Annotated in this window: 17 protein-coding genes and 1 riboswitch; of the genes, 9 read left to right on the forward strand and 8 right to left on the reverse strand. The window is 69.5% G+C overall.

The window, feature by feature from the left end; translation table 11 throughout:
• Positions 1–9: 9 nt before the first annotated feature.
• Positions 10–969: a quinone oxidoreductase family protein gene (locus tag QRX50_RS13835; protein WP_285972338.1), complete on the forward strand. Its 960-nt coding sequence runs from the start codon at positions 10–12 to the stop codon at positions 967–969.
• On the opposite strand, the gene QRX50_RS13840 is transcribed toward QRX50_RS13835, so the two are convergent.
• From QRX50_RS13840 to QRX50_RS13860, 5 genes are all read right to left on the reverse strand, one after another.
• A complete protein-coding gene (locus tag QRX50_RS13840; protein ID WP_285972339.1) occupies positions 970–2,220 on the reverse strand; it encodes an aminodeoxychorismate synthase component I in 1,251 nt (416 codons plus the stop codon). It abuts the gene before it with no gap.
• 44 nt (positions 2,221–2,264) lie between these two features.
• Positions 2,265–2,876, reverse strand: a complete 612-nt coding sequence (locus QRX50_RS13845) for a GH25 family lysozyme (RefSeq protein WP_285972340.1) — start codon at positions 2,874–2,876, stop codon at positions 2,265–2,267.
• A 95-nt stretch (positions 2,877–2,971) separates the two neighbouring features.
• Positions 2,972–3,736, reverse strand: coding sequence for an ABC transporter permease (locus QRX50_RS13850; protein ID WP_285972341.1), 765 nt, complete (start codon positions 3,734–3,736; stop codon positions 2,972–2,974).
• The gene (locus tag QRX50_RS13855; protein ID WP_285972342.1) at positions 3,726–4,724 is read right to left on the reverse strand and encodes an ATP-binding cassette domain-containing protein; all 999 of its coding nucleotides are present in this window, start codon (positions 4,722–4,724) and stop codon (positions 3,726–3,728) included. Before QRX50_RS13855 ends, QRX50_RS13850 begins: the two co-directional genes overlap by 11 nt.
• 92 nt (positions 4,725–4,816) lie before the next feature.
• A complete protein-coding gene (locus tag QRX50_RS13860; RefSeq protein ID WP_285972343.1) occupies positions 4,817–5,404 on the reverse strand; it encodes a PadR family transcriptional regulator in 588 nt (195 codons plus the stop codon).
• Positions 5,405–5,466: 62 nt separating this feature from the next.
• Between QRX50_RS13860 and metG the strand changes: the two genes are divergently transcribed.
• From metG to rsmA, 4 genes are all read left to right on the forward strand, one after another.
• The gene (gene metG, locus QRX50_RS13865) at positions 5,467–7,260 is read left to right on the forward strand and encodes a methionine--tRNA ligase (protein WP_285972344.1); all 1,794 of its coding nucleotides are present in this window, start codon (positions 5,467–5,469) and stop codon (positions 7,258–7,260) included.
• 129 nt (positions 7,261–7,389) lie between these two features.
• Positions 7,390–8,226, forward strand: coding sequence for a TatD family hydrolase (locus QRX50_RS13870; RefSeq protein ID WP_285972345.1), 837 nt, complete (start codon positions 7,390–7,392; stop codon positions 8,224–8,226).
• A gap of 413 nt (positions 8,227–8,639) precedes the next feature.
• The gene (locus QRX50_RS13875; RefSeq protein WP_285974452.1) at positions 8,640–10,025 is read left to right on the forward strand and encodes a resuscitation-promoting factor; all 1,386 of its coding nucleotides are present in this window, start codon (positions 8,640–8,642) and stop codon (positions 10,023–10,025) included.
• A gap of 35 nt (positions 10,026–10,060) precedes the next feature.
• On the forward strand, positions 10,061–10,900 hold the full coding sequence (gene rsmA / locus QRX50_RS13880; RefSeq protein WP_285972346.1) for a 16S rRNA (adenine(1518)-N(6)/adenine(1519)-N(6))-dimethyltransferase RsmA: 840 nt from the start codon (positions 10,061–10,063) through the stop codon (positions 10,898–10,900).
• Here the strand turns inward: rsmA and QRX50_RS13885 are convergent.
• The gene (locus tag QRX50_RS13885; RefSeq protein WP_285972347.1) at positions 10,891–11,475 is read right to left on the reverse strand and encodes a TetR/AcrR family transcriptional regulator; all 585 of its coding nucleotides are present in this window, start codon (positions 11,473–11,475) and stop codon (positions 10,891–10,893) included. The genes rsmA and QRX50_RS13885 overlap by 10 nt on opposite strands.
• Positions 11,476–11,862: 387 nt before the next feature.
• A riboswitch (SAM riboswitch) is annotated at positions 11,863–11,953 on the forward strand.
• 213 nt (positions 11,954–12,166) lie between these two features.
• Between QRX50_RS13885 and QRX50_RS13890 the strand changes: the two genes are divergently transcribed.
• The 4 genes from QRX50_RS13890 to QRX50_RS13905 all read left to right on the forward strand — a co-directional run bounded on the left by QRX50_RS13890 (position 12,167) and on the right by QRX50_RS13905 (position 17,913).
• The gene (locus tag QRX50_RS13890; protein ID WP_285972348.1) at positions 12,167–13,177 is read left to right on the forward strand and encodes a methionine ABC transporter ATP-binding protein; all 1,011 of its coding nucleotides are present in this window, start codon (positions 12,167–12,169) and stop codon (positions 13,175–13,177) included.
• 201 nt (positions 13,178–13,378) lie between these two features.
• Positions 13,379–14,347: a 4-(cytidine 5'-diphospho)-2-C-methyl-D-erythritol kinase gene (locus QRX50_RS13895; RefSeq protein ID WP_285972349.1), complete on the forward strand. Its 969-nt coding sequence runs from the start codon at positions 13,379–13,381 to the stop codon at positions 14,345–14,347.
• A 37-nt stretch (positions 14,348–14,384) separates the two neighbouring features.
• Positions 14,385–16,157: an ABC-F family ATP-binding cassette domain-containing protein gene (locus QRX50_RS13900; protein ID WP_285972350.1), complete on the forward strand. Its 1,773-nt coding sequence runs from the start codon at positions 14,385–14,387 to the stop codon at positions 16,155–16,157.
• Between the two features lie 67 nt (positions 16,158–16,224).
• Positions 16,225–17,913 (forward strand): fatty acyl-AMP ligase, encoded by a 1,689-nt coding sequence (locus QRX50_RS13905; RefSeq protein ID WP_285972351.1) that lies wholly within the window; start codon positions 16,225–16,227, stop codon positions 17,911–17,913.
• A 210-nt stretch (positions 17,914–18,123) separates the two neighbouring features.
• Here the strand turns inward: QRX50_RS13905 and QRX50_RS13910 are convergent, their stop codons facing one another.
• Together QRX50_RS13910 and pth are read right to left on the reverse strand one after the other, a co-directional pair.
• Positions 18,124–18,489 carry a DivIVA domain-containing protein gene (locus tag QRX50_RS13910; protein ID WP_220244318.1) on the reverse strand — a complete coding sequence of 122 codons (366 nt, stop codon included), beginning with the start codon at positions 18,487–18,489 and terminating at the stop codon, positions 18,124–18,126.
• Positions 18,490–18,683: 194 nt separating this feature from the next.
• Entirely contained in the window at positions 18,684–19,277 is a 594-nt protein-coding gene (gene pth, locus QRX50_RS13915) for an aminoacyl-tRNA hydrolase (RefSeq protein WP_285972352.1), read from the reverse strand.
• Between the last annotated feature and the right edge of the window lie 3 nt (positions 19,278–19,280).

Raw genomic sequence — 19,280 nt, forward strand, 5'->3', positions numbered from 1 at the left:
GAAGAAGCCATGCGTGCTGTGCAGGTGACCGAGTTCGGTGGGCCCGAGGTGCTCACCCCCGTCGAGGTGGCGGAGCCGACGCCTCAGGCCGGGCAGGTGCTGATCGACGTGGAGCGCGTCGGGGTGAACTACGCGGATACGCATCAGGCGGAGAACTCGTACCTGGCGCCGAGCAAGTTGCCGCTGGTCCCTGGGGGCGAGGTGGTTGGCCGGACGCAGGACGGGCGGCGGGTCGTCGCGCTGCTCAACGGTGGGGGTGGGTACGCGGAGAAGGCCGTCGCCGAGGAGGTGATGGCGTTCGAGGTGCCCGAGGGTGTTGACGATCTCAACGCGTTATCGATGCTGGTCCAGGGCGCGACCGCGTGGATCCTGCTGCGCAAGAACGCCCACCTGCAGGCCGGCGAGTCCGTGGTCGTCCACGCGGCAGCCGGGGGTGTGGGGTCGATCGCGGTACAGCTCGCCAAGGTGTGGGGCGCGGGGCGGGTCATCGCGACGGCCAGCAGCGAGGAGAAGCGAAACCTGGCGCTCGAACTGGGCGCCGATGTCGCGGTCGACTCGAAAGCAGAGAACATGACCGAGACGCTCATGGAAGCCAACGGTGGCAAGCGCGTCGACATCGTCCTCGACATGGTCGGTGGCACGACCACGGACCAGAGCATCGCGGCACTGGCGCCGTTCGGGCGACTTGCGTTCTACGGCATGGCCGGCCGCCAGCAGCCCAAGCCCGTGGAGCTGCGCAACCTGCTCGGCCACAGCACCACGGTCACCGGCATGTGGCTGCCGCACGTCTTCCGCCTGCCCGGCAACGTCTTCGGCACCGCCCTGACCGAGCTGTTCACCCTCATCCAGGACGGCAAGCTCCGCGCCATCGCGGGCGGCGAGTACGCCCTCGCGGACGCCCGCGCGGCCCACGAAGCCCTCCGCTCCCGTGGCACGGTCGGCAAGCTGCTGCTCGACCCGCGCAAGTAGTCAAACCGCAGGTGGAGTGGCCAGGAGAGCCTCCAGGGGCGCAGCCTTGTGGAGACACTCCTGCCATTCCGCCGCACTGTCCGAATCGGCGGTGATGCCGCCGCCGACGCCCAGGGAGATCCGGGAACCGGAGATCTCGAAGGTGCGGATGGCGACGTTCAGCTCCAGCCCGGCCACCGGGGACAACATCCCGACCGCGCCCGTGTAGACGCCGCGCGCGGCCGGTTCCAGCGAGGCGATCTCGTCCAGAGCACGGATCTTCGGGGCGCCGGTCACCGAACCCGGTGGGAAAGTCGCGTCGAGCAAAGCCGAATCCGAGACGTCGTCGGCCAGCACGCCCTCCACAGTGGACGCGAGATGCCACACCCCCGGTGCCGGCTCCACGGTGAGCAGCAAAGGCACGAACACGCTCCCGACCGTGCACGCTCGCCCCAAATCGTTGCGCACCAGGTCGGTGATCATCACGTTCTCGGCGACGTCCTTGACCGACTGTCGCAACAAAAAAGCGTTCCCGTCGTCATGAGGACCCCGCCGGGGCAACGTGCCCTTTATCGGCGTCGAACGCACCCGCCGGCCGTGTCGCGACAGGAACAGCTCCGGCGACAGCGCCACCACCGAACCCCAGGAGCCGGCGACAAAAGCAGCGCGCCGAGGGGACAGGCGAGAAACTCCCTCCGAGAACAACGCGGCGGGAGACCCCGAGAACGTTCCTGTGAACCGCGTGCAGATGTTCGCCTGAAAAAGCTCCCCGGCCTCGATGGAGGCGACGCACGACTTCACCGCCTGCTCGTGCGAAGCAGCAGAAGGTCGCTCCAGAGACGAAGCAGTCCACGACAAAGAAGCAGAAGAGCCCAGAACACGATCCACAGTGGACAAAAGCTCAGAAGGATCATCCGCCAGCGACTCGAACCAGCATGCACCGGCAAGATCCCACCGCAGGACGTGATCCGCCCACCCCCAAGCCGAGGCGGGGACCCCCGAAGACCGCCCAGACGGATCCGCCGAGTCGTACGACAGGTACCCGAACCACCCACCCCCGACGCACTCCGGCGGAGCCGCAATCGAAAAGCCGGCGGGAAACGGCCCCGGCGCGACCGAAACGAACGGCGCCACCACCCCCGAAGACCCGAACCATGACCCACACAACGCCGCCGGCTGCGGGAGCCCATGAGAATCCGCGAAAGCGGACAACAACGCGACGGCGCGCGAAGCTGTCACGTCCGTGGTCAACCGCTGCCGGAAGAAGCGCACCCGCACATCTTGCCAACGAACACCGACAAAAGGCCAAGGCGTGATCAGAGCAGCACGTCAGACAGCGTGAACGGATAGACCACAGCGTCCTGCGCCACCGGTCCCGCCACGCCCGGCAGCGCCGAGAACGCGTGCTGGTGCAGGCCCAGCCGCGTGTGGAACCAGCCGGCCCGGCCGGGAATGCCGTTGTGCCGCACCAGCCACAGCACCACGTCGGGATCGGCCCAGCGGTCGGGGTGCAGGCGGTGGGCCCAGCAGTCGTGCCCGGCGTACACGAGCACGCGCCGGATCCGCGCGGCGTGGCGGACATGCTTGATCCACGCCTTCACGAACCGGTCGTCCACGCTCTGCGCGTCGACTTCCAGCGCGGGCGCGAGGGACCCCGGCGCGAACGCCCCCAGCTTGCTGGCCGTCCGCACGAAGTGGTCGGCCTGGTCGTGCACGGCACCGGGCCGCGCGTAGTGCCGCGCGCCCGTGTGGATGCCCGCGTGCTGGGCCGAAGCGAGCATCCGCTCGGCGCCGGGGTCGCTCCAGTTCACGTTCTCGCTGATCGTCACCGACGCGAAGCGGATGTCGGCGGCACGCACCGCCGCCCAGTCGAGCACCTGCTCTCGATGGGTGAGGGTGAGCCCACGCTCGCTCTCCGGTTCGGTCACTCTGCGCCAGCCCCACGTCCGGTGAAGTGAAAGGCCACCCTACGTCCCGAACCCGGACGCAGCGCGGCCAGGACCCGGCGTGTCCCGGCGTTTGATCAGGCGTTTTCCCGCTGGAACGTGCGTGTGCCCCACCAGATCGCGAGCACGGCCATCACGAGCACCACCACGCTGCCGGTGAACAACGCGTCCATGGAGAAGTCGCCGCGGAAGCTGTTGCGCTCCACGTCCACCACGTGCCGGAACGGGTTGATCTGCGAAATCGTGTACAGCCACTGCGGCGCCAGCCCGGCCGTGATCGGGATGAGGATCCCGGACAGCAGGAGCAATGGCATGAGCACCGCGTTGAGCAGCGCGGGGAACGACTCCTCGCTCTTCAACGTGAGCGCCAGCGCGTATGAGCACGAAGCCAGCGTCAGCGCGAGCAGGAACACGATCAGCAGGCTCAGCAGCACCCCGCCGACCGGCGCGTTCAGGTCGAACACCAGGTATGCCAGCACGATGATCAGCACCGACTGCACGGTCGCCTGCAACGCGTTGGCCAGCACCTTCCCGAGCAGCAGCGCCGCGCGGCTCACCGGCGTGACGCGCAGCCGCTCGACCACGCCGGAGCGGTAGTCGGCCAGCAGCGAGAACCCGACGAACGAGCTGCCGAACAGCGCCAGCTGCGCGATGAGCGCGGGCGTGAGCACCATCCAGCCGTCCACGTCGGACAGGCCTTGCGCGTTGAGCGTCTTCACCAGCAGTGGCCCGAAGAAGAACAGGTAGAGCAGCGGCTGCATGATCCCGATCAGCAGCCACGCGGGATTGCGCAGCGCCGCGGTCATGTCGCGGCGGAAGATCAGCCACGTGTCAAGCAACACCGGACACCTCCGGGGAACTGGGCTGCTCGGCGTCGCGCAGGGTGCGGCCGGTCAGCGTGAGGAACACGTCGTCGAGCGTCGGGCGCGTGACCTGCATGGACTCCATCACGATGCCCTTCGCGTCGAGCGCGCGCAGCAGCTCGGGCATGGCCGTGTCGCCGCGTGGCACGCGGAAGCGGATCAACCCGCCCGCCACGTCGAACTCGTGCGCGCCCGTGAGCTGCCGGGCGACATCCGCCGCATCCGAGACCACCGCCGGGTCGACGCCGATGACCACGCCGTCGCCCGAAACCCGGGACTTCAGCGAGTCGGGCGTGCCCTCGGCGACGATCCGGCCGTCGTCGATCACGATCAGCCGGTCGGCCAGCGCGTCGGCCTCGTCGAGGTAGTGCGTGGTCAGGAAGATCGTCACGCCGTGGTCCGCGCGCAGCCGGCGGATGTGGTCCCACAGGTTCGCGCGGCTCTGCGGGTCGAGCCCGGTCGAGGGCTCGTCGAGGAACACGAGGCCCGGATTGTGCACGAGCCCGAGCACGATGTCGAGCCGGCGCCGCTGACCCCCGGACAGCGTCTTCGTGAGCCGCTGGTCGAGCCCGGCCAGGTCGAGCTGTTCGCTCAGCACCGCGCCGCGCGCGATCGCGTCGGCCTTCGACATGCCGTAGAGCCGGCCCTGCAGCTCGATCTCCTCGGCGACGCGCACCTCCGGCGACGCGCCCCCGCCCTGCGCGACGTAGCCGATGTTGCGCCGGACCCCCAGCGGATCGGCGAGCAGGTCGTGCCCGCCGACGGTCGCCGTCCCGGCCGACGGTTTCAGCAGCGTGGTGAGCATGCGCAGGGTCGTCGTCTTGCCCGCCCCGTTCGGGCCCAGGAACCCCACCAGCTCACCGGCCTCCACATCGAGGTCGACCCCCTTGACGGCGTGGACTTCGTTGCTGGCCCCACCCCGGCCCTTGCGGCGGAACCGCCGCTCGAGACCGCGTGCCGTGATCATGAAGAACTCCTCTCCTCCCAGAGATCAACTAGTCAAAATTGACTAATCGACGAGCACACTGTGCCGGAGCGAGATGCGCTAGTCAAATTTGATTACTGCGGAGGGTTGCGGAACAACGGTTCGGCGTCGTCGGCCATCACGTACTCGCCCTTCTCCAGGCGCTCGATCAGGTTCTCCAGCCACGTGTGGCTCGCCCCGGAGATGCCCGCCCACAGCCGGAACAGCTCCACGACGTGCGCCGGCTGGCCCCAGTCGGCCTGGTCGTCGAGCATCAGCCGCGCCCGCCGTTCCTCGCCTTCGAGGTGCACGAGCCGCTGCCGCAGCAGGCTGATCGCGTGCTGGCGGGGCAGCGCGGGCATGAGGCCGATGCCCGCCGACATCTCCGGATGACCCACCTCGGGGTCGGACAACGCGCGGGTCAGCAGCAGCTGGAACTCCTGCTCGCCGTCGTCGGTCAGCCGGTAGGCGACGCGGTCGGGCCCCGAGTCGCCCGGTTCGACGTCGACCTTCTCCAGCAGGTTCTCGGCCGTCATCTTCTTCAGCGCGTGGTAGATCGAACCCGGCTGGACGTTCGCCCACTTCTCCGCGGACCACGTGAGCAGCTCCCGGCGCACCTGGTAGCCGTGCGCCCGGCCGAACATGCGCACGACCCCGAGCACGAGCAGACGCGTCGCCGACACCGCGTTCTCCCTTCGCGTACCGCCCAACAATGCCTTGGACGGTTTCCGTAGGCTAAACAGGTATGAGCACCTCTGTGTTGACAGCGGTGGCCTGGCCCTACGCCAACGGCCCCCGCCACATCGGCCACGTATCCGGATTCGGCGTCCCGTCCGACGTCTTCTCCCGCTACCAGCGAATGGCCGGCAACCGGGTGCTCATGGTGTCCGGGACCGACGAACACGGCACGCCGATCACCGTCCAGGCCGACAACGAGGGCCTCACCCCGCAGCAGACCGCCGACAAGTACACCCGCCAGATCGACGAGGACCTGCGCGGCCTCGGCCTGTCCTACGACCTGTTCACGCGTACGTCGACCGGCAACCACGCCGAGGTCACGCAGCAGATCTTCCTCGCGCTCAACCGCAACGGCTACGTGGTCCCGAAGACCACGCGCGGCGCGATCAGCCCGTCGACCGGGCGCACGCTGCCCGACCGCTACGTGGAGGGCACCTGCCCGATCTGCGGCTACGAGTTCGCGCGCGGCGACCAGTGCGACAACTGCGGCAACCAGCTCGACGCCGCCGAGCTCATCAACCCGCACTCGCGCATCAACGGCGAGACGCCGAAGTTCGTCGAGACCGAGCACTACTTCCTCGACCTGCCGGCGTTCACCAAGACGCTCGGCGACTGGCTGTCGACGAAAAACGACTGGCGCCCGAACGTCCTCAACTTCACCAAGAACCTCATCGACGACATGCGTCCGCGCCCGATCACGCGCGACCTCGACTGGGGCGTGAAGATCCCGCTGGACGGCTGGCGCGACCAGTCGATGAAGCGCTTCTACGTGTGGTTCGACGCCGTGATCGGCTACTTCTCCGCCAGCGTCGAGTGGGCCCGCCGCACCGGCAACCCTGACGCGTGGCAGGAGTGGTGGAACAACGCCGACGCGCGCTCCTACTACTTCATGGGCAAGGACAACATCACCTTCCACGCCCAGATCTGGCCCGCGTTGCTGCTGGGCCACAACGGCGAGGGCGACCACGGCGGCCAGGCGGGCAAGTACGGCAAGCTGCACCTGCCGGACGAGATCGTGTCCAGCGAGTTCCTCACCATGAGCGGCTCGAAGTTCTCCACCTCGCGCGGCACGGTCATCTACGTGCACGACTTCCTGCGCGAGTTCGGCCCCGACGCGCTGCGCTACTTCATCTCCGTGGCGGGCCCGGAGACGCAGGACACCGACTTCACGTGGGACGAGTTCGTCCGCCGCACCAACTTCGAGCTGGCCAACGAGTGGGGCAACCTCGTGAACCGCTCGATCTCGATGGCGCACAAGAACGTCGGCGCCATCCCGCGGCCCGACGCGCCCACGGCGGCCGACGAGGAGCTGAAGGAGCTGTCGCGCAAGGCGTTCGACGTCGCCGGGGCCCACTTGGGCCGCTCCCGCTTCAAGGCGGCGGCGTCGGAGGCCATGCGCGTGGTCACGGCCGCCAACCGGTACCTGTCGGACCAGGAGCCGTGGAAGCTCAAGGACGACCCCGCGCGCCGCGACAGCGTGCTGCACACGGCGTTGCAGGTGGTCAGCGACGCGAACACGCTGCTCACGCCGTTCCTGCCGCACTCGGCGCAGAAGGTGCACGAGGCGCTCGGCGGCACGGGCGTGTGGGCCGCGCAGCCGGAGCTGCAGGAGGTCGAGGACCTCGACATCCCGGGCCGGATCAACCCGATCCTCACCGGTGACTACGCGGGCGAGCAGGCCAAGTGGGAGTCGCGGCCGATCGAGGTCGGCCGTCCCCTGCAGAAGCCGACGCCGCTGTTCACGAAGCTCGACCCGGGCCTCGGCGAGACCGGCCCCGACTGGGCCCCGATCGTCAAGTAACACTGTCAACGCCGTGGAGGGCGCTCCGAGGACTCCCTCGGGGCGCCCTTTTTCCTGCCCCGTAACTCCGCCTTCCTCACCGCCACCGCCCTCAACGGAGTCGCTTCGCGACGCAGTAAATTCAAGGGCATGGGTGAAGACAAGCGCGAACTGCCGCCGATTCCCGACCGCCTGCCCACCGCGGTCGTGGACGCCCACACCCACCTCGACGCCTGCGGGGCGGTGACCGCCGCCGACGTGACGGCCATGGTCGACCGCGCCGAACGCGCCGGCGTGGCCCGCGTCGTCACGGTCGCCGACGACCTCGCCTCGGCGCGCTGGGCCGTCGACGCGTCCACGTGGGACGAGCGCGTGTTCGCCGCCGTCGCCGTGCATCCCACGCGCACCAAAGAGTTCTCCGACGCGGACAAGTCCGAAGTGGAGCGTCTGGCGTCGGCCGAGCGCGTGGTCGCCGTCGGCGAGACCGGCCTCGACTACTACTGGGACTACTCGCCGCACGACGCCCAGCAGGACGCGTTCCGCTGGCACATCGACCTCGCCAAGCGCCTCGGCAAGACGCTGATGATCCACGACCGCGACGCCCACGAGGACGTGCTGCGCATCCTGGACGAAGAGGGCGCACCGGACACCGTCGTCTTCCACTGCTTCTCCGGCGACGAGCACATCGCGCGCCGCTGCCTCGACAAGGGCTACGTGCTCTCGTTCGCCGGCACCGTCACGTTCAAGAACGCCCGCGGGCTCCACGAGGCCGCGCGGCTCGCGCCGGCGGGCCGGTACCTCGCCGAGACGGACGCGCCGTTCCTGACCCCTCACCCGTTCCGTGGGCGCCCGAACGAGCCCTACTGCACCGCCTACACCGTCCGGCACCTCGCGGCGCTGAGGGGCGAAGCGGTCCACGAGGTCGCCCAAGCGGTCCGGACCACCGCCGAGCGCGTCTACCAATTGCCCAGTGTCACAACGGGTTGAACGGATTGCGACGTTCGGGGAACGCACTAGCCCACACTGACGAGTGACACAGGTCACGACACTCCGGGGGGTGTTTGCGCAACCCGGCGACCTCCGTTACTGTCCCGTGATCGTGCCGGTCGGAACCGCGGACGCGGATCCGGCTGATACGCCCACAGTCACGTCAGTGCACGTCGGGGAAGCGGCACCGAGGTTGGTACAACTCGGGACCGTGACGATGGCGCTGGCTGGGGGTGTCGGACTTGAGAGGCGCGCCGAATGGCGCGTCGCGACGAAGGACAGGTCGTGGTGACACGTCCTGCCCTGGGAAAGGGAACGACCCAGTGACTGGTAGCAGGCAGGGTGCCTCGCGCCATAGCACCGAGAACCATGGTGCTGCGCAGACCCTATTCTCTTCCGCTGGTTCGGTGGCTGTGCTCGACCGCGAGCTCGAAGACACCGCCTATGGAGACCTTGGTTTTTCCGACGAGCTGTACGTGACCGAGCAGGACGTGCTCGCCGCGCTCGGCCCCGACGCCGGCGCGATGATGGCCGAGATCGACGTCGACGTCGACGAGCTGATCCGGCTGATCAACGCCGAGACCACCATGCTCCCGCCGCTCGCCCTCCCGGACGAGCTCGCCGAGGACCGCACCGCCACTCCGGAGGCCAAGAAGGTCGCCGTCGAGGAAGGCCTGCGCGAGGCCACCCGCACCTGGAAGCGCCGCTTCCTCAAGGGTGCTGTGCTCTCCGTCCTGATCGCCGTCGGCGGCGGCGGTGCCGCGGCGCTGGCGATGAACAAGAGCGTGACCGTCGACGTCGACGGTCACGAGGTCACCGTCCACAGCTACGGCGACACCGTCGGCGACGTCCTGGAAGACGCCGGCCTTTCCGTCGGCGCCCACGACTCGCTTTCGCCCTCGCCGCAGGCCGAGGTCGGCGACGGCGGCGTCATCAAGCTCGAGCGCGGCCGTCAGCTGAACCTCGTTGTCGACGGTGTGTCCCGCCCGTCCTGGGTGCGCGCGACCACGCTCGGCGAGGCCATGACCCAGCTCGGCATGGCCGACATGATGGGCAAGGGCGCCTGGACCTCGATGCCGGGCACCGGCGAGCTGCCGCTCGAAGGCTCGACCGTGCAGGTCAAGACCCTCAAGCACATCACGCTCTTCGACGGCACGAACGCGCCGCGCCAGGTCGCCACCAACGCGGTGACCACCAAGGAGTTCCTCTCCGACTTCAAGATGAACCTCGGCCCGGACGACGCGGTCGAGGGCGGGCTGAACGTCTCCCTCAAGGACGGCGCCGAAGTCCACGTCAGCCGCATGGGCGTCTCGATGGTCAACCAGCAGGAGACCATCGACCCCGACGTGCAGAAGGTCGACGACCCGACGCTCGAGCTGGGCAAGACCACCGTTCAGGACCCGGGCACCCCGGGCCAGAAGATGGTGACCTACAAGGTCACCAAGAAGAACGGCGAAGAGATCTCGCGCGAGCAGGTCTCCGAGAAGATCCTGGTCGAGGCCAAGGCGAAGATCCTCAAGGTCGGCAGTAAGAAGCCCGCCGAACCGGCGATCGGCGACGGTTCCGCGTGGGACCGCATCGCGGCGTGCGAAGCCGGTGGCAACTGGTCGATCAACACCGGCAACGGCTACTACGGCGGCCTGCAGTTCGACAAGCGCACCTGGGACGCCTACGGCGGCGACGCGTACGCGTCCTACCCGAACCAGGCTTCGCGCGCCCAGCAGATCGCGATCGCCGAGAAGGTCCGCGACGCTCGCGGCGGCTACAGCGCCTGGCCGGTCTGCGGCAAGCGGGCCTGAGTTCAGCGGTTCCCGAGGCTCGGTAGGCTTCACCGGTGGTTGAACTGCTGGGGCCTGCCGAGATCCGCGGGCTGGCGGACGAGCTCGACGTCCGGCCGACGAAGAAGCTCGGCCAGAACTTCGTGCACGACCCGAACACGGTTCGCCGCATCGTCGAGCTGGCCGGGGTTCGGCCGGGTGATGTCGTCCTCGAGGTCGGCCCCGGACTGGGGTCGCTGACGCTGGGCCTGCTCGACGCCGGTGCCCGCGTGGTGGCCGTCGAGATCGATCCGAAGCTGGCGGCGCGCCTTCCGCGTACTGCCGCCGAACGCGCCGCTTCCGTCGCGGATCAGCTGACCGTGGTCGGCGCCGACGCGTTGCGGATCAGCGCGGCGGATCTCCCGGCCGAGCCCGCGTCGCTGGTGGCGAACCTCCCGTACAACGTCGCGGTCCCCGTCGTGCTGCACCTGCTGGCCGAGCTGCCTTCGCTGCAGCGGGGGATGGTGATGGTCCAGACCGAGGTCGCGGATCGCATGGCCGCCGGTCCCGGCAGCCGCATCTACGGCGTGCCCAGCGTGAAGCTTGCCTGGTACGGGCCGGCGCGCAAGGTCGGCGCTGTGCCGCGGTCGGTGTTCTGGCCGGTGCCGAACGTCGACTCGTCCCTCGTGTCCTTCGAGCGCGGCACGCCGGTGGAGGGCATCGAGCGCCAACGCCTCTTCGACGTTGTGGATGCCGCGTTTTCCCAGCGCCGCAAGACACTGCGCGCGGCCCTCGCCGGCTGGGCCGGTTCGGCCGACCGCGCGGGTGAGCTCCTCGTGGCGGCCGGCATCGACCCGAAGACGCGCGGCGAGCAGCTCGATGTGCACGACTTCGTGCGGCTCGCGGCTCAAGCCTGAAAGAGCCGCCCCAGGTGGTAGTCCAGCGTCGCGAGGACCTCGCCCGGCGTGAAGCGGCCGTGGAGGACGTCGAGGCCGAGGCCGGTGAAGCCTGCGACCAGGAGGTTCGCCTCCTGCCTCGGCTGGACGCCGGGCGGGAGAACCGTGCGGCGCAACAGGCTGGTGAGCAGGTCCTCGATCGGCGTCTCGGCCTGCAGGAAGACCTTCGCCAGCGCCGGGTCGCTGTGGGTGCGGCTGAAGTAGGCGCGGTGGACGCGTAGCGACAGCTCGCGCTCGGAGTCCAGCGGGATCAGCTCGGTGAGCAGCGTTCGGACCACGCCGCGCACGCTCTGGTCGATCTGCGCCGCGATCCGGGCCTGCGTGCGCTGCTCGCCGCGTTCGTGCAGATAACCCAGCGAGAGCACGAGCAGGTTGTGCTTCGTCTCGAAGTAGTACTGCACCAGCCGCAGCGAGACGCCTGCCTCGGCGGCCACCTCGCGCATGCTCACCGAGTCGAGGCCGCGTTCGGCCGCGATCCGCCACACCGCCGTGGCGATCTCGCGCCGGCGCTGTTCGTGGTCCACCCGCTTCGCCACGGTCTTCCTCCGCTGTTGTGGTACGACTGTATCGGATACGCGTGTATCATCACGGTGTGACGGACGTCCGGAAACGGCTCGCGGACGGGAGGGGGAGTCCGGCCGGGGAGACCCGGTGTCTCGCCGTGGCGAGCTACCTCGCCGAACCGTCGTTTACCCACGTGTGGGCTGCCGCGGAATTTTCGTGCCGGAATCGCGGCTCCACCAGGGATCGGCAGCGTCCACAGTGGAATAGCGGGCTGGATTCGCCGCGTGGAAGAAATTCGGTGCCGGAGCTTTCGAGGTCCACGATGTGGCTGCGGGTGTCCCGCTATCCGGGCACCACCACTCGTGTGATCTGCACCAACGCGCTTGCGTTCACCCAATGGGATCGGCTTTACTCAGAACCGTCCATCCCGAGCGACTGAGAGACCTGGCTCGCCGAAGTCGCAGCAACCACTCCCCATGGGGCAGGTGCTACAGCCAGGACCGATGGAGGCTGTTTCCGATGCAGAGGGTAGCCCGCCCGCTCCTGTTGACTCGGCGGCGTGTCGTCGATGAAGGTCGCCGCACGGTATGTGCGTGTCGACGCTCCACAGTCATCGCCTGATCATTTCTTCCACAATTCTGCGCACCGTCCGAAAAGGACGGTAATTCGGTGACGCTGGCGCGCCCGGAAACGGTGCTGCGCCCCATGCCTGGAGCTCTCTTCGTGATCACTGTCGAAAACGTGTCCAAGTCCTTTCCCTTCAACGGAAATCCGGTCGCCGCGCTGCGTGATGTGAGCGTCGACGTGCAGGCCGGTTCCCTCTTCGGCGTGGTGGGCCCCGCCGGCTCCGGCAAGTCCACGCTCGCCCGCTGCATCGCCCTGCAGGAGCGTCCGGACCGCGGTGTCGTGCGGCTCGACGGCCTCAACACTGGTGCGCTCGACGGCCGCCGGCTGCGTGAGGTCCGCCGCCAGCTGGGTGTCGTCGGCACCAAGCCGGAGCTGCTCGCCGAGCGCACCGTCGCCGGCAACATCGCCACGCCGCTGGAGCAGCTCGGCGTCGACGGCCCGCAGCGCAAGACCCGCGTCGGCAACCTGCTCGACCTCGTGGGCCTCACCGCCCGCGCCGCGCAGAAGCCGGCCGACCTCACCCCCGGCCAGCTGCGCCGCGTCGCCGTGGCCAAGGCGCTCGCCGCCGGCCCGGCCGTGCTGCTCGCCGACGACCCCACCGCCGGCATCGCCCCCGAGGAGGCCGGCGCCGTGCTCGCCGTGCTCGACCGGGCGCGCGCCGAGCTGGGCACCACCGTGCTGCTGACGACGCCGGACGCCGGGGTCGTCCGCCGCGTCTGCGACGACGTCGCGGTGCTCGAAGACGGCGCGGTCGTCGAACGCGGTCACGTGCTGGACCTCATCGCCTCGCCGGGCAGCTGGACCGCGCAGGCGGTGCTGCCGGTCATCGAGACCGCCCGCGCTCAGGCCGCGAAGTACGACCGGTCTGCCGACGTCGTGCTGATCGGCTTCGCGTCCGTCGGCGCCCTGCTGCCCGAAGCGGCCGGCCGCTTCGACGTGGAGGTCGCCACCATCGGCGGCGGTCTCACGCGCATCGGTGACACCCCGATCGCCCGGTTCCGCATCGGCGTCCGCGGCGAGCGTGCCGACGCGGCGCTGGCGTGGATCGCCGACCGAGGCGCCCACGTGACGCAGGCCGCCCGCGGCCCGCAGAGCGTCGCCGCCTGACTGCTCGCTTCACCTCCGGCCCACCGCACCCCGATGTGGCGTTGGGTGCGCTCAACGCACCCAACGCCGCATTGGGGTGGCTGGTGGGACGTGGGGCCCGAGAGGGGTGAAGGGGTGTCCGAGAGGTTGGGACAGCCGTCCTGAAAACGGCTGTTTTCTCCTGGTGAGGAGCCCAGGCGCCCGGCCACGTAGGCTTGACGGGTGCTCGCCGTAGTTCCACCACCAGTCACCGTCCGGGTCCCGGCCAAGGTCAATCTGCACCTGGCCATCGGTGACCTGCGCGAGGACGGCTACCACGACTTGGTCACCGTCTTCCAGGCGTTGTCGCTCACGGACGAGGTGACCGTCGCGGTCACCGACGACCCGGGGCTCGAGGTCTTCGGCGAGGGGGAGGGGTCGGTGCCCACCGACGCCACCAACCTCGCCTGGCGCGCGGCCCAGGAGCTCGCCACCTACGCCGGTCGCGCCGAAGGCGACGACCCGAAGGTGCGGATCGTGCTGCGCAAGGGCATCCCGGTCGCGGGCGGCATGGCGGGCGGGAGCGCCGACGCGGCGGCGACGCTCGTCGGCCTGGCCTCGCTGTGGAAGCTCGACGTGACGCGCGACGAGCTGGCCGCGATCGCGGGCAAGCTCGGCAGCGACGTGCCCTTCGCGCTCTACGGCGGCACAGCGCTCGGCACCGGCCGCGGTGAGCAGCTCGTGCCCGTGCTGTCGCGCCACACGTTCCACTGGGTGCTCGCGTTCGACACCCAGGGCCTGTCGACGCCGAAGGTGTTCGGCGAGCTCGACCGCCTTCGCGCCGAGGGCAACCCGCCGCGCATCGGCTCGCACACGCCCGTCGTCGAGGCCCTCGCTTCGGGTGATCCGCGCCAGCTCGCGCTGCTGCTGGGCAACGACCTGCAGGCGGCGGCCGTGTCGCTGCGCCCCGGCCTGCGCCGCACGCTGCGCGCGGGCGTGAACGCGGGCGCGCTGGCCGGCTGCGTGTCCGGCTCGGGGCCCACGTGCGCGTTCCTCTGTGCCGACGCGCAGGCCGCCGTCGAGGTGGCGGCCGAGCTGTCCGGCGCCGGCGTCTGCCGGACGGTGCGCGTCGCCCACGGCCCGGTGCCCGGCGCCCGGCTGGTCGGCGGCGACGACGCACCCCGTGGCGCGCCACCGCGCGTGCACGCCTGAACCTCTAGTCCACTGTGGAAAGGATCGGCTGAATCGGATGGCCAACCTGGTCAACCTGGAGTCGGTGAGCAAGTCGTACGGCGTGAAACCGCTCCTGGACGGCGTTTCGCTCGGCGTCGCCGCGGGACAGCGCATCGGCGTGGTCGGTCTCAACGGGGGCGGCAAGACGACGTTGCTGGAGGTGCTCGCGGGTCTGAGCGAGCCGGATTCCGGGCGGGTGAGCCATGTTCGTGACCTGCGCATGGCCGTCGTCACCCAGCGCACCGAGCTGCCTTCAGGCAGCACGGTCGGCGACGTCGTGCTCGAACGCTATGGCGCGGAACACGAATGGGCGGCCGACGCGCGCGTCCGGTCCATTGTGGACGGCCTCGGCATCACGGCCATCGGCCTCGACACCCCCACCACCAACCTCTCCGGTGGCGAGCGCCGGCGCGTCGCGTTGGCCGCTGCGTTGACGGGCGAGCTCGACCTCGTGGTGCTCGACGAGCCCACCAACCACCTGGACGTGGAAGGTGTCCGCTGGCTGGCCGACCACCTGCTCGCCCGCCGGATCGCCGTGGTGGTCGTGACCCACGACCGGTGGTTCCTCGACACCGTCGCGAGCGTCACGTGGGAGGTCGCGAACGGGCGCGTCGAGCAGTACGAAGGCGGTTACGCCGACTGGATCTTCGCGCGCGCCGAGCGGGCGCGCCTGGCCGCGACGGCCGAGGAGAAGCGGCAGAACCTGGCGCGCAAGGAGCTGGCGTGGCTGCGCCGCGGCCCGCAGGCGCGCTCGTCGAAGCCGCGCTACCGCGTGGAAGCCGCCGAGGCGCTGATCGCCGACGTGCCGCCGCTGCGCGACTCCGTGGAGCTGATGGCGTTCGCCAAGCGCCGCCTCGGCAAAACGGTGCTGGAGCTGGAAGACGCGACGCTGAGCGTCGGCGACCGCACGCTGCTCGACCACGTGACGTGGCGGATCGGGCCGGGGGACCGAGTGGGTCTCGTCGGCGTGAACGGTTCGGGCAAGACCTCGCTGCTCAAGCTGCTGGGCGGCGACGTCGCTCCCGAGACGGGGCGGCGGGTCGAGGGCAAGACGGTCGCGCTCGCGCACCTGCGCCAGGAGCTCGACGACCTGCCGGCCGACCTGCGCGTGTTGCAGGCGATCGAGCAGGTGGCCGGGCGCGTGGTGTTCGGCAAGCAGGAGATGACGGCGTCGCAGCTGGGCGAGAAGCTCGGCTTCCCGGCCGAACGGCAGTGGACGCCCGTCGGCGACCTGTCCGGTGGCGAGCGGCGCCGGCTGCAGCTGTGCCGGCTGCTGATGGCCGAGCCCAACGTGCTGCTGCTCGACGAGCCCACCAACGACCTCGACATCGACACCCTGCAGCAGCTCGAAGACCTGCTCGACGGCTGGCCCGGCACGATGGTCGTGGTCTCGCACGACCGCTACCTCGTGGAGCGCGTCTGCGACACCACCGTGGCCCTGTTCGGCGACGGTCACGTGACGAACCTGCCCGGCGGTATCGAGGAGTACCTCAACCGCCGCACGAAACTGCGGGAGGCGACTCCGCGGCGCGACGGGTCGGCGGCCCCGGAGAAGGCCGAGGCCAAGCGCAGCAACGCGGAGATCCGGGCCGCGCAGAAGGAGCTCGGACGGCTGGAGCGCAAGCTCGACCAGCTGGCCGCGCGCGAGGAGAAGCTGCACGCGGCGCTGCTCGAAGCGGCCACGGACCCGGACAAGCTCATCGCGTTGAACACAGAGCTCAAGGGCGTGCACACCGAGAAGGAAGACGTCGAGGCGAAGTGGCTGGAGACGTCCGAAGCGCTCGAATGACGGTTGGATCGGTGCTGTTCACGCCACCGCAGGCGGGCGTTGACAGCCAGACAGTAATCTGTCGCGCATGAGTCGGTTCGTGGACACGCTCGTCGGGACGGCGACGGGGCGGGGTCAGCAGCGCGGCATGGTCACGGGCGAGCCCAAGGAGCCGGTGCGCCGGACGTGGGCCGAGGTCCACGACCAGGCCAAGAAGATCGCCGGTGGTTTGGTCGCGGGCGGATTGAAGCCCGGAAGCGCGGTGGCCGTGCTGGCCGCGGCGCCGGTGCTCATCGCGCCCACCGTGCAGGCCGTGTGGCTGGCCGGCGGCAGCGTGACGATGCTGCACCAGCCGACGGCACGCACGAACCTCGCCGAATGGGCCGAGGACACGGTCAAGGTGCTGGGCATGATCGGCGCCGGGCTGGTGGTGCTGGGCGAACCGTTCGACCAGCTCGCGCCCGTGCTGGCCGAGAAGGGCATCGAGCACCGCCTGATCACGGAGCTGGCCGAGGCCGAGCCGCTGGCCGAGGTCGTGCCCACCGACGAGGGCGACACCGCGTTGCTCCAGCTCACCAGCGGTTCGACGGCCGAGCCGAAGGCCGTGCGGATCACCTACGGCAACCTCTACACCAACGTGAAGGCCATGGTCGAGCGCGCGGAGTTCGACTTCGACGTCGACGTGATGGTGTCGTGGCTCCCGACGTTCCACGACATGGGCATGGTCGGTTTCCTGACCGTGCCGATGACCTTCGGCGTGGAGCTGGTGAAGATCACGCCCGTCGAGTTCCTGTCCGGCCCGTTGATCTGGCCTGAGCTGATCTCCAAGTACAACGGCACCACGACAGCCGCGCCGAACTTCGCGTACGCCATCGTGGGCCGCCGTATGGCCCGTGTGGAGGACGACAACGCCTACGACCTGTCCAAGCTCCGCATCGCCCTCAACGGGGCCGAGCCCGTCGACGAGGCGGCCGTGCAGACGTTCGTCGACGCGGGCGCCCGCTTCAAGATGCCGGCCGAGTGCGTGTTCCCGGCCTACGGCATGGCCGAGGCGACGCTGGCGGTGTCCTTCGCGCCGCTGTTCACCGGGCTGACCCTGGACGTCGTCGAGGCCGATGCCCTGGAGGCCGACGATCGCGCCGTCCCGGTCCCGGAGGGCGACGCTCGGCGAGGCACGGACGCGGTGCGCTCCTTCGCCGTGCTGGGTCGCCCGCTGGACGGCCTGGAGGCGAGCATCGTCTCCGCCGACGGCTCGCTGCTGGGCGACCGCGAAGTCGGCGAAATCCGCCTCCGCGGTCCCGCCGTCACCCCGGGCTACCTCACCGTCGACGGCCCGCTCGACACGCAGGACGCCGACGGCTGGATGAAAACGGGCGACCTGGGCTACCTCATCGACGGCCAGATCGTCATCTGCGGCCGCCGCAAGGACGTCATCATCATGGGCGGCCGCAACCTGTACCCCACCGACATCGAACGCGCGGCCACCTCGGTCGAGGGCGTGCGCGCCGGCAACGCCGTCGCCGTCCGCCTCGACGCGGGCAGCCGCCGCGAACGCTTCGCCGTCGTCGTGGAATCCAAGCTGGCGGGCGACGCGGACGCCGAACGCGCGCTGTCGAAGCAGGTCGCCGCCCGCGTCCGCGACGCGGTGGACATGCGCCCGTTCGCCGTGGTGGTCCTCCCGGCCGGCAGCCTGCCCAAGACCCCCTCGGGCAAGGTCAAACGAGCTGCGACCGCGGTGCAGTACGCGGACAAGATCGCGCACAACGCCGAACACTGACGAGCTGCTTCATCGACTCCTGCGCAGCCGGGAGCCGTGGCCTCAGCGCAGCCACCAACAACGGAACCGGCCCGCTCAGCGAACTGAGCGGGCCGGTTCCGTGTTTCGGGGCTTTGGGAGTCCGGAGGGCGGGGTTGTTTCAGGAAGAAGAACACAAACGCAGACCGAGAAAGCGCCGCGGGGGAACGACGCGGTCAAGGCCGGAAAGACCTACCGGTCCTGGAAGGACTCGGCGTTCTCCGTCACCTCCGGACGCGGTGCGCGGGAGGCCGTCGCCTCGTGTTCGTCGCGGGCGCCGGGCACGGCGGGAGCGCGGCGGCCGGACAGGTCGGCCAGCTGTTCTTCCACGGTGTCCAGGAACTGGTCGACCTCGCGTTCGTCGTAGCCGCGCTTGCCGATCAGCGGCTTGTTGAACATGACGTGGTGGACTTCGGCCGCGGTCAGGTCGTCCTCTTCGGCGATCGTTTTCGCGATGCGCCGCACGAACTCGTCGACCTCCTGTTTGGCATAACCACGGCGGCCGATCGGGGCGTTACCGAAGGTGACCTCGGTGAGGTCCTCGGCGGTGAACGACATGAAACATTCTCCGATTCAGGGTCGGTGTGCGGACTCCCGCATTCCGTCCTAACCGGTCACCGAGGCAGCGGGAAGCCCGCACGCGTCGGGACGACTCGATCAGGGCCCCATAAGCCGCCCATCGAGTGAGGAAAAACTACGCAGAGCAACTAATGATCACGAACCGCTTTCAATTGCAGAGAGCAACCGGCCGATCAACCTGCGTGGAACTCGTTCTGGGCCGCGGTGAGCCCCTTGGCAACGAGCGCCTCAGCCGCATCTGCGGCCACGGAAACCTCGAACGGGAGCTCCTTGCGCTCCACCGTCGAAAAGTCCTTCAGCACGAAATCGGCAGGGTCCTGGCGGCCCGGGGGACGGCCGATGCCGAAGCGCACGCGGTAGTACTCACGCGTGCCGAGCGACTTGGTGATGGAGCGCAGGCCGTTGTGCCCGTTGTCGCCGCCGCCGAGCTTGAGCTTGAGCGCGCCGAACGGCACGTCGAGCTCGTCGTGCACCACGACGACGCCCGAGGGCTCGACCTTGAAGAACCGGGCGGCGCCGACCACGGGCCCGCCGGAGAGGTTCATGAACGAACGCGGCTTAACCAGCACCACGCGACGGCCCGAAAGCCGCCCTTCCAGCACTTCGGCGCCGCTCTTGTGCGCCTTGAACTTGCCCCCGATGCGGGTGGCCAGCTCGTCGAGCACCATGAAGCCGACGTTGTGGCGGTTGCCGGCGTACTGGGGCCCGGGATTACCGAGGCCGGCGAGCACGATCAGCTCGCCGGCCCCAGGCAGGTCTTCACTCACGGA

Source organism: Amycolatopsis sp. 2-15, assembly GCF_030285625.1.
GTDB lineage: Bacteria > Actinomycetota > Actinomycetes > Mycobacteriales > Pseudonocardiaceae > Amycolatopsis > Amycolatopsis carbonis.